Origin of the sequence: Actinoplanes missouriensis 431, from assembly GCF_000284295.1 — a bacterium.
Taxonomy (GTDB): Bacteria; Actinomycetota; Actinomycetes; order Mycobacteriales; family Micromonosporaceae; genus Actinoplanes; species Actinoplanes missouriensis.
Genome location: NC_017093.1, coordinates 488,651 through 503,065, shown reverse-complemented (window position 1 = coordinate 503,065; position 14,415 = coordinate 488,651). Strand labels below are relative to the sequence as shown.

General features: G+C 65.1%; 8 protein-coding genes, 3 rRNA genes and 1 riboswitch. Of the genes, 3 read left to right on the top strand and 8 right to left on the bottom strand.

Features of this window, described 5'->3' with window-relative positions; genetic code table 11:
* Positions 1-11 precede the first annotated feature (11 nt).
* Entirely contained in the window at positions 12-998 is a 987-nt protein-coding gene (locus AMIS_RS02365) for a LacI family DNA-binding transcriptional regulator (RefSeq protein ID WP_231859214.1), read from the top strand.
* A gap of 74 nt (positions 999-1,072) precedes the next feature.
* Here AMIS_RS02365 and AMIS_RS02360 read toward each other — a convergent pair whose 3' ends face one another.
* The 6 genes from AMIS_RS02360 to AMIS_RS02335 form a co-directional block, all read right to left on the bottom strand.
* The gene (locus tag AMIS_RS02360) at positions 1,073-2,509 is read right to left on the bottom strand and encodes a glycine hydroxymethyltransferase (RefSeq protein ID WP_014440585.1); all 1,437 of its coding nucleotides are present in this window, start codon (positions 2,507-2,509) and stop codon (positions 1,073-1,075) included.
* 22 nt (positions 2,510-2,531) lie between these two features.
* A riboswitch (ZMP/ZTP riboswitch) is annotated at positions 2,532-2,622 on the bottom strand.
* Between the two features lie 98 nt (positions 2,623-2,720).
* Positions 2,721-2,837: ribosomal RNA gene (gene rrf / locus AMIS_RS02355) — 5S ribosomal RNA — on the bottom strand.
* A gap of 101 nt (positions 2,838-2,938) precedes the next feature.
* Positions 2,939-6,059 (bottom strand): 23S ribosomal RNA (locus AMIS_RS02350).
* Between the two features lie 359 nt (positions 6,060-6,418).
* Positions 6,419-7,933: ribosomal RNA gene (locus tag AMIS_RS02345) — 16S ribosomal RNA — on the bottom strand.
* Together the 16S, 23S and 5S rRNA genes form the textbook arrangement of a ribosomal RNA operon.
* Before the next feature lie 545 nt (positions 7,934-8,478).
* Positions 8,479-9,003, bottom strand: a complete 525-nt coding sequence (locus tag AMIS_RS40185; RefSeq protein ID WP_157434721.1) for an ATP-binding protein — start codon at positions 9,001-9,003, stop codon at positions 8,479-8,481.
* A 167-nt stretch (positions 9,004-9,170) separates the two neighbouring features.
* Entirely contained in the window at positions 9,171-9,989 is an 819-nt protein-coding gene (locus tag AMIS_RS02335; protein WP_041829519.1) for an RNA polymerase sigma factor SigF, read from the bottom strand.
* 340 nt (positions 9,990-10,329) lie between these two features.
* Here AMIS_RS02335 and AMIS_RS02330 point away from each other — a divergent pair, with 340 nt between their 5' ends.
* Entirely contained in the window at positions 10,330-10,992 is a 663-nt protein-coding gene (locus tag AMIS_RS02330) for a DedA family protein (protein WP_014440582.1), read from the top strand.
* Between the two features lie 98 nt (positions 10,993-11,090).
* Here AMIS_RS02330 and AMIS_RS42235 read toward each other — a convergent pair whose 3' ends face one another.
* Complete coding sequence (locus AMIS_RS42235; RefSeq protein WP_157434720.1) at positions 11,091-12,281, bottom strand: hypothetical protein; 1,191 nt, start codon at positions 12,279-12,281, stop codon at positions 11,091-11,093.
* Positions 12,282-12,425: 144 nt separating this feature from the next.
* On the opposite strand from AMIS_RS42235, the gene AMIS_RS02315 reads away from it, so the two are divergent.
* Positions 12,426-13,256, top strand: a complete 831-nt coding sequence (locus AMIS_RS02315; RefSeq protein ID WP_014440578.1) for an SDR family NAD(P)-dependent oxidoreductase — start codon at positions 12,426-12,428, stop codon at positions 13,254-13,256.
* Here AMIS_RS02315 and AMIS_RS02310 read toward each other — a convergent pair.
* Positions 13,225-14,412 carry an NHL repeat-containing protein gene (locus tag AMIS_RS02310; protein WP_014440577.1) on the bottom strand — a complete coding sequence of 396 codons (1,188 nt, stop codon included), beginning with the start codon at positions 14,410-14,412 and terminating at the stop codon, positions 13,225-13,227. The two genes, AMIS_RS02315 and AMIS_RS02310, sit on opposite strands and share 32 nt — an antisense overlap.
* Between the last annotated feature and the right edge of the window lie 3 nt (positions 14,413-14,415).

Here is a 14,415-nt window from a genome sequence, read left to right as displayed (position 1 = left end):
GGGGAGTCGTCATGGCACGGCCGACGATGAACGACGTGGCACGCACCGCCGGTGTGAGCCTCAAGACGGTCTCGCGCGTGGTGAACGGCGAGCCCACGGTCACCCCGGACCTCGCCGCCCGGGTACGCGCCGCCGTCGAGTCCCTGGACTACCGCCCCCACCTGGGCGCCAGCATGCTGCGCCGCAACGACCGTCGCACCAGGACGATCGGCGTGCTGCTGGAGGACGTGTCCAACCCGTTCTCCGGCGTGCTGCACCGGGCGATCGAAGAGGAGGCGCACAGCCGCGGGGTGCACGTGCTGACCGGCAGCCTCGGCGAGGACGAGCGCCGGGAGCGAGAGCTGGCACGCGCGTTCCGGCAACGGCAGACCGACGGGCTCATCGTCGCCCCGACCGGTTCTGATCAGGGTTACCTGAGCCGGTTCAGCGGCACCCCGATCGTCTTCGTGGACCGTCAGCCGACCGGATTCCTGGCCGACACCGTGGTTTCCACGAACATCGCGGGCGCCGCCGCGGCGGTCCGGCATCTCGTCGCGCACGGCCACCGGCGGATCGCGTTCCTCGGCGACTGCCAGCGGATACCGACCGCCCGCGAACGTTTCCGCGGCTATCTGCAAGCGCTCGGCGACCGGCCCGGACCGGTGGTGCACGACATCCGCGGCGAAGCGGCCGCCGAGCGCGCCACGATCACCCTGCTACGCCGGCCCGACCCGCCGACGGCGCTCTTCACCAGTCAGAACCTGATTACCGTGGGGGCAGTCCGGGCGCTGCGTCGGCTCGGCCGGCATCACCTGGTCGCGCTCGTCGGCTTCGACGACTTCCCCCTCGCCGACCTGCTGGAACCCGCGGTCACCGTGGTGGCGCAGCACCCGGCGCGGATCGGCCGCGTGGCCGCCGGCGCCCTCTTCGAGCGCATCGACGGGCACGACGGCCCGCCGCGCGTGATCCGGGTGGCGACGACCCTCATCGCGCGAGGCAGCGGAGAAATCTCGATCTAGGGGCGGCGATTGCCGCCTTCCGCCAGAAACGACGAACCGCCCCTCCCGAGGGGAGAGGCGGTTCGGAAAACAGGTCAGAGGCTGACCGTGGGGTAGAGCGGGAACGGCGCCAGCAGCTCCGTCGCCTGCTTGCTCACCCGGTCGGACAGCGCCGGGTCCAGGGTGAACTTCGCCTTCGAGCCCTCGGCCGGGCTGGTGTTGCTGAGCACCGTGTGGATCAGCTCAGCGATCTGGTCCATCTCCGCGGCGCCGAGGCCACGGCTGGTCAGCGCCGGGGTGCCGACCCGGATGCCGGACGTGTACCACGCGCCGTTCGGGTCCGACGGGATCGCGTTGCGGTTCGTGACGATGCCGCTGTCCAGCAGCGCCTGCTCGGCCTGACGGCCGGTGATGCCGAACGGGTGCACGTCGAGCAGCACGAGGTGGTTGTCCGTGCCACCGGAGACCAGCTGCACACCACGCTTGAGCAGACCCTCGGCGAGCGCCTGGCTGTTCGAGACGATCTGCTGTGCGTACGACGAGAACTCCGGCCGGCGCGCCTCCGCGAACGCGATGGCCTTGGCCGCCATCACGTGCGGCAGCGGGCCACCGAGCACCATCGGGCAGCCACGGTCGACCTGCGACGACAGCTCCGGCTGGCAGAAGACTGCGCCACCGCGCGGTCCGCGCAGGCTCTTGTGCGTGGTGGTCGTGACGATGTGCGCGTGCGGGATCGGGTTGAAGTCACCGGTGAACACGCCACCCGCCACCAGACCGGCGAAGTGCGCCATGTCGACCATGAAGGTCGCGCCCACCTCGTCAGCGATCTCGCGCATCGCCGCGAAATTGACCTTCCGGGGGTACGCGGAATAGCCGCCCACGATCACCGCGGGCTTGAACTCCTTCGCCGTCTCCCGCAGCTTCGCGTAGTCGATCTGGCCGGTCGCCGGGTCGACGCCGTAGCTGCGCTGGTCGAACATCTTGCCGGAGATGTTCGGCCGGAACCCGTGGGTCAGGTGACCGCCGGCGTCCAGGGACATGCCGAGCAGCCGCTGGTTGCCGAACGCCTGACGAAGCTCCGCCCACTCGGCGTCGGTCAGGTCGTTGATCTGCCGCTTCTCGAACTTCTTGAGGTAGGGCACCTCGACGCGGTCGGCAAGAATGGCCCAGTAGGCCACCAGGTTCGCGTCGATGCCGGAGTGCGGCTGAACATACGCATACGGCGCGCCGAACAGGGCCTTCGCGTGCTCGACAGCGATCGACTCGATGGTGTCCACGTTCTGGCAGCCGGCGTAGAAGCGGCGGCCGATGGTGCCCTCGGCATACTTGTCGGACAGCCAGTTGCCCATCGCCAGCAGCACGGCCGGCGACGCGTAGTTCTCACTGGCGATCAGCTTCAGCGACTCGCGCTGGTCGGTGAGCTCCTGGGCGATCGCGTCGGCGATCCGGGGCTCAACCGAGCGGACCACCTCGAGCGCAGCGCGGAAAGCGGTGGATTCAGCATTCAGCTCAGCATGGTTTGAGTTAGACACAGTGGACCTCCCTATCACGTAGCGAAGAGGCCCAGGCGCACGGCAAGTCGTCGTCTCGACGGAGCCGCTCCCCGATGGTCAACCATCCGAACGCGCCAGTCACGGCCCGGGCCAAGCATACCGGCTGTCCGCACGGACCGGCGCCGTGATTTTCCTCCACCAAACAGAAAAAGGCCCACCCGGGTGACCGGGTGGGCCTTTTCTACGTTGAGTCCGGCGGCGTCCTACTCTCCCACACCCTCCCGAGTGCAGTACCATCGGCGCTGGAGGGCTTAGCTACCGGGTTCGGAATGTAACCGGGCGTTTCCCCACCGCTATGACCACCGAAACAACTGCCAACAAACCGCAACCAGCAACCCGATGAAAATCAACCGGGGTGGTTGTTCGTTTGCTGTGAATCACACAGTGGACGCAAGCGCAATGTTTAGAGTGGTTAAGCCCTCGGCCTATTAGTACCGGTCAACTCAACACGTTACCGTGCTTACATCTCCGGCCTATCAACCCAGTAGTCTCCTGGGAGCCTTACCCACTCAAGGTGGTGGGATACCTCATCTCGAAGCAGGCTTCCCGCTTAGATGCTTTCAGCGGTTATCCCTTCCGAACGTAGCCAACCAGCCGTGCCCTTGGCAGAACAACTGGCACACCAGAGGTTCGTCCGTCCCGGTCCTCTCGTACTAGGGACAGCCCTTCTCAAGTATCCAACGCGCACGGCGGATAGGGACCGAACTGTCTCACGACGTTCTAAACCCAGCTCGCGTACCGCTTTAATGGGCGAACAGCCCAACCCTTGGGACCTGCTACAGCCCCAGGATGCGACGAGCCGACATCGAGGTGCCAAACCATCCCGTCGATATGGACTCTTGGGGAAGATCAGCCTGTTATCCCCGGGGTACCTTTTATCCGTTGAGCGACACCGCTTCCACACGCAAGTGCCGGATCACTAGTCCCGACTTTCGTCCCTGCTCGACCCGTCAGTCTCACAGTCAAGCTCCCTTATGCACTTACACTCAACACCTGATTGCCAACCAGGCTGAGGGAACCTTTGGGCGCCTCCGTTACCCTTTAGGAGGCAACCGCCCCAGTTAAACTACCCACCAGACACTGTCCCTCGACCCGATCAGGGCCGCAAGTTAGATACCCAAACCCAACAGAGTGGTATTTCAACAATGCCTCCACCCGAACTGGCGTCCGAGCTTCACCGGCTCCCACCTATCCTACACAATTAAATTCGGATACCAATGTCAAGCTATAGTAAAGGTCCCGGGGTCTTTCCGTCCTGCCGCGCGTAACGAGCATCTTTACTCGTACTGCAATTTCGCCGGGCCTGTGGTTGAGACAGTGGGGAAGTCGTTACGCCATTCGTGCAGGTCGGAACTTACCCGACAAGGAATTTCGCTACCTTAGGATGGTTATAGTTACCACCGCCGTTTACTGGCGCTTAAGTTCTCCGCTTCGCCCTCACGGGCTAACAGGTCCCCTTAACGTTCCAGCACCGGGCAGGCGTCAGTCCATATACATCGTCTTACGACTTCGCATGGACCTGTGTTTTTAGTAAACAGTCGCTTCCCCCTGCTCTCTGCGGCCATACCACGCTCCACCCGCAAGGGGCTTCACGCGTCCGGCCCCCCTTCTCCCTAAGTTACGGGGGCAATTTGCCGAGTTCCTTAACCACAGTTCACCCGTCGCCTCGGTATTCTCTACCTGACCACCTGTGTCGGTTTAGGGTACGGGCCGCTCGAAGCTCGCTAGAGGCTTTTCTCGGCAGCATAGGATCAATGACTTCACCAGAACGGCTCGGCATCACGTCTCAGCCTGTATGGTGTGCGGATTTGCCTACACACCGGCCTACACGCTTACCCCGGCACAACCACCGGCCGGGCTCATCTACCTTCCTGCGTCACCCCATCGCTAAACTACTACCCACAGAGGTCCTAGTCTCCCGCATCGCCGGCCGAAGCCATTGAATTGATCAAGTAGTTAGTACTATGAGGTTCGTCTTGGGCGCTTCTACGCGGGTACGGGAATATCAACCCGTTATCCATCGACTACGCCTCTCGGCCTCGCCTTAGGCCCCGACTCACCCAGGGCGGATTAGCCTGCCCCTGGAACCCTTGGTCATCCGGCGGAAGGGGTTCTCACCCTTCATTCGCTACTCATGCCTGCATTCTCACTCGTGTAGCGTCCACGGCTGGATCACTCCGCCGCTTCACCCGCAACACGACGCTCCCCTACCCATCCACACGCTTGGGCTCAACCCCGAAAGATTGAGTCGAGCAAAGTGTGAATGCCACAGCTTCGGCGGTGTGCTTGAGCCCCGCTACATTGTCGGCGCGGAACCACTTGACCAGTGAGCTATTACGCACTCTTTAAAGGGTGGCTGCTTCTAAGCCAACCTCCTGGTTGTCCATGCGATCCCACATCCTTTTCCACTTAGCACACGCTTAGGGGCCTTAGCTGGCGATCTGGGCTGTTTCCCTCTCGACTACGAAGCTTATCCCCCGCAGTCTCACTGCCGCGCTCTCACTTACCGGCATTCGGAGTTTGGCTGATTTCAGTAAGCTTGTGGGCCCCCTAGACCATCCAGTGCTCTACCTCCGGCAAGAAACACGCGACGCTGCACCTAAATGCATTTCGGGGAGAACCAGCTATCACGGAGTTTGATTGGCCTTTCACCCCTAACCACAGGTCATCCCCCAACTTTTCAACGTTGGTGGGTTCGGTCCTCCACGTAGTCTTACCCACGCTTCAACCTGCCCATGGCTAGATCACCCCGCTTCGGGTCTAGAACATGCGACTTTGGGCGCCCTATTCAGACTCGCTTTCGCTACGGCTACCCCACACGGGTTAACCTCGCCACATGCCACTAACTCGCAGGCTCATTCTTCAAAAGGCACGCCGTCACCCCGCAGTATCACTACCGCTAAGGCTCCGACGGATTGTAGGCGAACGGTTTCAGGTACTATTTCACTCCCCTCCCGGGGTACTTTTCACCATTCCCTCACGGTACTTGTCCGCTATCGGTCACCAGGAAGTATTCAGCCTTACCAGGTGGTCCTGGCAGATTCACAGCAGATTCTAGGAGTCCGCTGCTACTCGGGAACACTGCAAAGAGGTCATAGATTTTCGCTTACGGGGCTCTCACCCTCTACGGCCGGCTTTCCCACACCGTTCAACTAACCTATAACTTTGTAACTCTTCATCAGAATGTCAGTCCTGATAAGCAGGTCCCACAACCCCGGAAATGCAACGCCTGACAGCTATGACACATATCCGGTTTAGGCTACGTCCGCTTTCGCTCGCCACTACTCACGGAATCACGGTTGTTTTCTCTTCCTACGGGTACTGAGATGTTTCACTTCCCCGCGTTCCCCTCACACACCCTATGAATTCAGGTGCGGATGACACGACATGACTCGTGCCAGGTTTCCCCATTCGGACACCCTGGGATCACAGCTAGGTTGGCAGCTCCCCCAGGCCTATCGCGGCCTCCCACGTCCTTCATCGGCTCCTGGTGCCAAGGCATCCACCGTTCGCCCTTGACAACTTAACCACAGAAAACAAGATGCTCGCGTCCACTGTGCAATTCTCAACCAACGACCAACCCACAACCATCAAGGCGCACCACCAGCAAAGCCCTCAGGCAATCGGTATGGAGCGCCAGGTCATGCCTGGCATTGAAAAACAACCACCGGCCCAGCCGGCAAGGTTGTTCTTTCAGATACCCAACAGGGTGCTTATCGCTTCCACCAGCCGCACCCGAGCTCGTTCCTGCACGCAAAGCGTGTGTACTAGAGGATTCAGGCCGTTGCCGGCTTCAGCTAACCAGTGTCTCCGCCTATGAGCTCCTCACCAACACATTCGGCTGGTGCAGGATTTCTGTCCACCTTTCGGCAGAAGAATGCTCCTTAGAAAGGAGGTGATCCAGCCGCACCTTCCGGTACGGCTACCTTGTTACGACTTCGTCCCAATCGCCAGCCCCACCTTCGACGGCTCCCTCCCTTACGGGTTAGGCCACCGGCTTCGGGTGTTGCCGACTTTCGTGACGTGACGGGCGGTGTGTACAAGGCCCGGGAACGTATTCACCGCAGCGTTGCTGATCTGCGATTACTAGCGACTCCGACTTCACGGGGTCGAGTTGCAGACCCCGATCCGAACTGAGACCGGCTTTTTGGGATTCGCTCCACCTCACGGTATCGCAGCCCTTTGTACCGGCCATTGTAGCATGCGTGAAGCCCTGGACATAAGGGGCATGATGACTTGACGTCATCCCCACCTTCCTCCGAGTTGACCCCGGCAGTCTCCCATGAGTCCCCAACTGAATGCTGGCAACATGGGACGAGGGTTGCGCTCGTTGCGGGACTTAACCCAACATCTCACGACACGAGCTGACGACAGCCATGCACCACCTGTCACCGGCCCCGAAGGACCCCACATCTCTGCGAGTTTTCCGGCGATGTCAAACCCAGGTAAGGTTCTTCGCGTTGCATCGAATTAATCCGCATGCTCCGCCGCTTGTGCGGGCCCCCGTCAATTCCTTTGAGTTTTAGCCTTGCGGCCGTACTCCCCAGGCGGGGCGCTTAATGCGTTAGCTGCGGCGCAGAAACCCGGAGAGGGTCCCCACACCTAGCGCCCAACGTTTACAGCGTGGACTACCAGGGTATCTAATCCTGTTCGCTCCCCACGCTTTCGCTCCTCAGCGTCAGTATCGGCCCAGAGACCCGCCTTCGCCACCGGTGTTCCTCCTGATATCTGCGCATTTCACCGCTACACCAGGAATTCCAGTCTCCCCTACCGAACTCTAGCCTGCCCGTATCGAATGCAAGCTCGGAGTTGAGCCCCGAGATTTCACATTCGACGCGACAAGCCGCCTACGAGCTCTTTACGCCCAATAAATCCGGACAACGCTCGCGCCCTACGTCTTACCGCGGCTGCTGGCACGTAGTTGGCCGGCGCTTCTTCTGCAGGTACCGTCACTTGCGCTTCGTCCCTGCTGAAAGAGGTTTACAACCCGAAGGCCGTCATCCCTCACGCGGCGTCGCTGCATCAGGCTTCCGCCCATTGTGCAATATTCCCCACTGCTGCCTCCCGTAGGAGTCTGGGCCGTGTCTCAGTCCCAGTGTGGCCGGTCGCCCTCTCAGGCCGGCTACCCGTCGTCGCCTTGGTAGGCCATTACCCCACCAACAAGCTGATAGGCCGCGAGTCCATCCCGAACCGAAAAACTTTCCACACGCACCCCATGCGAAGGCGTGTCGTATTCGGTATTAGCCCCCGTTTCCGAGGGTTATCCCAAAGTTCGGGGCAGGTTACTCACGTGTTACTCACCCGTTCGCCGCTCGAGTACCCCGAAGGGCCTTTCCGCTCGACTTGCATGTGTTAAGCACGCCGCCAGCGTTCGTCCTGAGCCAGGATCAAACTCTCCAACAAAATCTGTGGAAAATCTGATTCCCAGCAACATGATATGTTGCCAAAGGAATCTCCAACCCATCCGAAGACAGGCCGGGGTATTGCCATAATTGGCACTGGCTTATCAAGCACCCTGTTGAGTTCTCAAAGAACAACCGCACACCATCAACCGTTCCGCATTTCGCGGCCCGTTCTCCGGGGCACTCGTTCAACTTTACTCGCTCGTTTTCCGTTCCGTCAAATCCGCCTGTTTGCAAACTGCGCAGTCGGTGAATTCGACGATCCGAACTCCGTTCGAGCCCCGCGAAACATTACACGACGCTGGGCCGTGATCAAATCTCGGGGTTTGGCAGGACGGCCGCTGCGCTGGGCCCTGACTTCTGGCCCCGCTTGCTCGCCCGTTTCCCTGCCGGCTCGTAGAACTTTACCCGGCCGTCCCCGCAACGCCAAATCGGCCCCCTCCCCCATCCGTGGCGCCTGTGACCGATGGGTTCAAGGTCGATAACTGAGCCAAAATTGCATTCTCGGTACATCGGCCACTACGCACCGTAGATCTTGGAGAGGAATCAGGCCGGGAAGCTCGCCCACACATGTTTGGCGGCGGCGTCTCGGTACCAGCCGACCTCGATCGCGAAGGTCCGCGCGAGCAGCAGACCGAGCCCGCCCTGACCGAGTGGCCGCTCGACGTCGAACTGCGGTTCGGCGCGGAGGTCGTGATCCGACGCGTCCAGCACCAGGCGCTCGCCCACCCGGGAAAGGCGCACCTCCACCGGCGGCCGCCCGTGCCGGAGAGCGTTCGTCGCCAACTCGGTGGCGACCACGGCGATGCGTTCAGCCACGTCGTCCTCATCCAGCAAGCCCGAGCCCGGACCCGCCGACCCCTCGCCGGCAGAGCGCAAGCCCTCACCCGCCGAGGCCGCGTTCCCATCGGCATAGCCCGGGCCGTCAGCCGATGAGCCGGCGCCGCCGACCTCCTCGACCGCCCGGCGCAGAGCGGTCCGCAGATGCCGCAAACCGTGATAGTCGTCGACCGTCCACCGCCCCAGCTCGACAGCACCGTCGTACGGCGCCGAAGCGGGGAGCGCGGTCATGCCGTCCATCCTGCCCGTTCCCCCGTGATTCGCACTGGCCCGACCAGCTCACATCCTGCATCGCCCGGAGGGATTCCCACGGAACCGAGTGATCCACCGGCGATACAGAACAAGGAAGCCGGCCCGGGAGAACCCGAGTCGGCTTCCTTGTTACCGGGGAGGGTTAATCAGAGTGAGTCCGCGGCCAGCTGGCCGCGCAGCTTGGTCAGAGCCTTGGTCAGCAACCGGGAGACGTGCATCTGCGAGATGCCGATCTGGTCGGCGATCTGCGACTGGGTCAGGTTGCCGTAGAAGCGCAGCGTCAGGATCTTCTGCTCCCGCTCGTCGAGCATGGCGAGAGCAGGACCGAGGGCGACGCGAGTCTCGGCGATCTCGTACTCGTGGTCCTCACCGCCGAGCGTGTCGCCCAGCTCGGTGTTGCCGTCCGCGGAGATCGGCGTGGAGAGGCTCGTCGCGTTGTAGGCACGCGCGCCCTCCAGGCCCTCCAGGACCTCTTCCTCGGTGATCCCGAGGTGCGCCGCGATGTCCGGCACTGTCGGGGACCGGCCCAGCGAGTGGGTCAGCGTGCTGTTCGCCTCGGTGATCGCCAGCCGCAGCTCCTGCAACCGGCGCGGCACCCGTACGGACCAGGTCCGGTCCCGGAAGTGACGCTTGATCTCACCGATGATGGTCGGAATCGCGTAGCCCGCGAAGTCGACCCCGCGCTCCGGGTCGAACTTGTCCACGGCCTTGATCAGGCCGACGGTCGCAGTCTGGATCAGGTCGTCGGTGGGCTCACCGCGACCGGAGTAGCGGTGCGCGAGGTGACGGGCCAGCGGAAGCCAGGCCTCGATCGCCCGGTCCCGCAGCGATGCGCGGGACGGGTGGCCGGCCGGCATGGCCGCAAGGGCGCTGAGCAGTTCGGCCGCGCTGTCCGCAGGAGCCGCGGCGCTGGCGGCAGTCGACGACGGCACCGCCGTCTTCGTCTTCGTCTCGGTCACGGTCATTCGTGGTCCTCCCTGACACCTTCCCGGAGAGCCGGCCCTCTTGGGGCCCGTGTCGGTTAGGGCGTCCATATCCAGCGGACGACGTCGACTAAACGTCGGCCGGGCACACTTGGCCGTTCGGTTATGCAGACTCTAACTGACAGGTCTAGAGATGACTAGCCGAAAGTATGAGTCATTTACCGTAACAATGAAGGGCATTTCGGGTATACATCTGTCAAGATCGCAGGTCAAAACTCCGGGAATGGGTGAGCGGCGACACACGATCGGGCTAAAAGGTCCGACACCGGTGGGGGAACAGGTCCCTGTGGTGTCGCTCCCCGTTGGCGCTACCGTGTAGCGGATGCCACCTTCTGCCGATCTCCCTGGGTTTCTGGACAGCGTTGCCCCGATCCTGGACCGCTGGGGCTACCTGGCCATCGGCGGCGTCATCGGTGTGGAGAGCTTCGGCGTTCCCGCACCAGGGCAGACGATCATGGTGGCTGCCTCGATCTACGCCGGTGCCGGCCGGATGAACATCTGGTTCGTCGCGGTCATCTCGTTCGTGGCAGCGGTGGTCGGCGACAACATCGGCTACTGGATCGGCCTGCGCGGCGGCCGCAAAGCGGTGCACCGCTGGGGGAAGTACATCTTCGTCACCCCCGAGCGCCTGGAACGCGCCGAGAAGTTCTTCGCCCGCCGCGGCAACCGGATCATCGTGGTGGCCCGGTTCATCGACGGCCTGCGGCAGCTCAACGGCGTGATCGCCGGCATCACCAAGATGCCGTGGCGCACGTTCCTGCTCTACAACGCGATCGGCGCGGCCCTCTGGGTCGGCTGGTGGTGCACGGTCGCCCACCTGCTCGGCGTCCACATCGTCAAGATCATGGCGCACGCCCACAAGTACACCTGGGTGGCGTTCGTGGTCATCGCCCTCGCCGTCGGCGGATACGCCTTCTGGCACGTCCGCTACATCCGCCGCCGCCGTGCCCGCCTCGCCGCCACGGTCGAGGAGAGCAAAGCCTGATCGGGTACGGGGTTGAGCCCCTCCCCAGACGCAACGAAGACGGTTCCCGCCGCCCACTGCGGGAACCGTCTTCGTCTCCTATCCCCTGAACAAAGTCCTCAGGTGCCCTGCGAGGGTTGCGCCGCCGGCACCTGCCCGTCCGGAGCCTGCTCGCCGGGAGCGCCCTGCCCGTTCTGCTGAGTCCCGTTCTGCTGGGTCCCGTTCTGCTGGGTCCCGTTCTGCTGCTGGCCGGGCCCCTGGGCGCCGCCGGGAGCAGCCGGCGCGGTGGAACTGCTGTCCCCGCTGACAGCCACGGTCACCCCCGCGCCCACTCCGGCGCCGCCGAGAGCAGCCGCCACCAGGGCCGCGACAAGCGCAACCTTGGAACTCCGCCGAGCCCGCCGCCCCTCACCGAGATCCGACGCCCCGAGCCGCGGCTCTGCCAAAGGATCTCCAGAAGGCACCGCCCCGGGCTCACCGTGTGCCCCCGGCGTCGGGAGGGCGGGCTCACCGTGTGCTCCTCGGCCCGGAGACAAAGGCACACCGTGTGCTTCGGTCTCGGGTGCGTGCGGATCCGGCTCGGGCACGGAAGGCGTCGGCGGGGCGGACGGCGCTGCGGCGGGGTACACGGGCATCGCCGTCGGATGGCCGGGCGCCGCGGCCGGGAGGTCCGTGGTGCCGGGATTCCGCGTGACCCACGCTGTCGGCGCGTGCCATGCGGTGGTGGGTTCGGTGGCTTCCGGCGGCATGTGCCACGTCGTGGTCGGCTGGTCGCCGGTATCTCGGGTGGGCGGCATCGTGTCGGCGAGGCCGCTCCAGGAGGGTGGGACCGAGTCGGGGACATGGGCGTTCCAGGGGTGGCCCCAGGACGGCGGCGTGTCGGGGGCCTGGCTCGGAGCCGTGGGCGGGTGCCAGGAGGCGCGGGTGTCGTCGTTCCAGCCGGTGCCGGGGTCGACGGGCGGGGACGCGGCCGGCCAGGCGCCGGGGGCGTTGACGCCGTCGGCCGCCCACGGGTCCCGGCCGCTTGCCGGGCGTTCCCGGGAAGCGTGCGCGCCGCCCGGCTCCGCGGGGGGAGCGGGCCAGGCGGCGTGCGCGCCACCCGGTTCGCCGGATGCCGGGAAGGACGAGTGCGGGACGGAGGGCTCGGCCGGGAAGGACGGGTGCGGGACGGCGCCTGCGGACGGGGACCAGTCGAGTGGCACCGAGTTCGGGTCGGGGACCTCGGCCGGCCACGTTGCTCGCTCGGCGTGTGGGGCGCGGGGATGTGCCCCGGACGGGCGGCCCGGAGCGTACGGATCGTGCTGAGTCATCGGAGCTCCTCGGTTGTGTGCGGCGCTACCGGGAGAAAGACTGACCAGTTGGGCTATGCGGATCCTGTGCCGTTCGTAGGCAGCGGATATCAGAGCAGGGCAGCGGATATCAGAGCAGGGCAGGACTGACGGGGAAGAGTTGAGATGCAGCGGTTCACCTTCGCGGGGCGCACCTGCGTGATCACCGGGGCGGCCGGCGGGATCGGTTCCGCTCTCGCACTCGACCTCGCCAAACGGCGCTCGGTGCTGGCTCTCGTCGATCGGGACGCGGACGGCCTGGAACGGGTCGCGGCACTGGCACGGGAGATCGGGGCGGCGGACGTATCCACGTACCACGTCGATCTGAGCGATGGGGGCGACCGGCAGGACCTGGCCGGGGCGGTCTTGGGCCGCCACGGCCCGGCCGATCTTTTGATCAACAACGCCGGGGTGACGCTGACCGGGACGTTCGAGCAGAACAGCATGGCTGACATCGACTGGCTGCTGGAGATCAACCTGCACGCGGTGATCCGGACTACCAAGGCGTTCCTGCCGCAGCTGCTGGAGCGTCCCGGGTCGCACATCGTCACCATGTCGAGCCTGTTCGGGCTCCTCGCGCCGCCGGGGCAGGTGGCGTACGCGACGAGCAAGTACGCGGTCCGCGGCTTCACCGAAGGGCTGCGGCACGAGCTGGGACCACGTGGTGTCGGGGTGACGGTGGTGCATCCGGGCGGCATCCGCACCGGGATCGCGGCGAACGCGCGGGTCAGCGGCCTGGATCCGGCGGGTGAGCAGGCGGCGCAGGCCCGCCGGTTCGCCGAGGCGGCGCTGACGATGCCGCCGGAGGAGGCGGCCCGGCAGATCGTGGCGGCGATCCAGTCCCGGCGGCCGCGCCTGGTGATCACCCGGGAGGCGAGGGCGGGCGACTGGCTGACGAGGATCGCCCCGGCTCGTTACTGGGCGATCAGCGAGCGGGTGGCCCGCCGGTTCCAGTGACCGGGACCGGGGTTCCAGTGATCGGGGCCGGGGCCGGGGTTCCAGAGATCCGGCCCGGGGTTTCAAAAATGAAACGCGCGAAGCGGGCGTGCGTCGACCCGCCGACGGTGGTGAAGTCGCCGCCCGCGTCGATCGAGCCGGCCTTCGTGCCCGAGCCCAGCACACGGACGCCGATCACGCCGTTCGCCTGCGGCGCCCAGCCGGCCAGATGTCCCTTCTCGGTGACCGCGGCCAGTTTCACCCGCGGCTCGGAGCCGTCCAGGCAGGCACCCTTCGGACCGTTGCGCGGCGTGAGGCAGGCCCGGTCGAAGTGGCCGCCGACGTAGGTGACGCCGTGCCGTCTCGTGATCGCCACCGCGTCCCCGTCGAAGACCCGCTGCCAGCGCATCGAGCCATCCGGGGCGAACGCGACGGCCCGGCCGCCCCGGCCGCCGGCTGCCGCGTACACCCCACCGGAGTCGACGGTCAGCGCGTTGACCTCGGCGGCCACGGCCGGCCGGAAATACCGGTCCAGCGTGCCGGCGGTACCGCTCACCGCAGCCAGTCGCAGCGTGTTGCGCACCCCGTTGACCCGGTGGAACGCGCCGCCGAGGAAGACCTCGCCGCCGCTGACCGCGAGGGTGCGCACCCGGTCGTCGGCGGTCGGCCGCCAGCGCTCGTCCAGCCGCCCGGTGTCCAGGTCGAAGGCGGCGAGGTTGCGGCGTTTCACCCGGTCCACCGTGGTGAAGCTGCCGCCCAGGTAGAGGCGTCCGTGACCGGCCGCCAGCGCGTACGGCGTGCCGCTCACCTCATGGGCGAACGGATCAACGGTTCCGCTGATCGGGCTGAGCCGGGCGAGCGCGTCCCGCCGGCGGCCGGAGATCGCGTGGAAGTCGCCGGCCGCGTAGACGCCGTCCCCGGTCGCCACCAGCGCGCGCACCGTCGCGTCGGCGGCGGGCGCCCAGTTCAGCAGCTTGCCGGTCCGGGCGTCGAAGGCGGCCAGCCGCTGCCGCGGATAGCTGCGTCCGGCCCAGGTCGCGGTCGTGAAGGCCCCGCCCACGTACACGGTGTCACCCCGGTACGCGATCGCGTGGACCGTCCCGTTGAAGGCCGGAGCGCCGGACGGCGCGGGGGCAGCCGGGACGAATGCGATCAGTAGAGCGGCGAGAAAACGCACATA

Bases quoted from the DNA above. Each gene is read 5' to 3' on its own strand.
- AMIS_RS02365 (WP_231859214.1), top strand. From the start codon at position 12: ATGGCACGGCCGACGATGAACGACGTGGCACGCACCGCCGGTGTGAGC.
- AMIS_RS40185 (WP_157434721.1), bottom strand. From the start codon at position 9,003: ATGACCGCGCTCCCCGCTTCGGCGCCGTACGACGGTGCTGTCGAGCTG.
- AMIS_RS02335 (WP_041829519.1), bottom strand. From the start codon at position 9,989: ATGACCGTGACCGAGACGAAGACGAAGACGGCGGTGCCGTCGTCGACT.
- AMIS_RS02330 (WP_014440582.1), top strand. From the start codon at position 10,330: ATGCCACCTTCTGCCGATCTCCCTGGGTTTCTGGACAGCGTTGCCCCG.
- AMIS_RS42235 (WP_157434720.1), bottom strand. From the start codon at position 12,281: ATGACTCAGCACGATCCGTACGCTCCGGGCCGCCCGTCCGGGGCACAT.
- AMIS_RS02315 (WP_014440578.1), top strand. From the start codon at position 12,426: ATGCAGCGGTTCACCTTCGCGGGGCGCACCTGCGTGATCACCGGGGCG.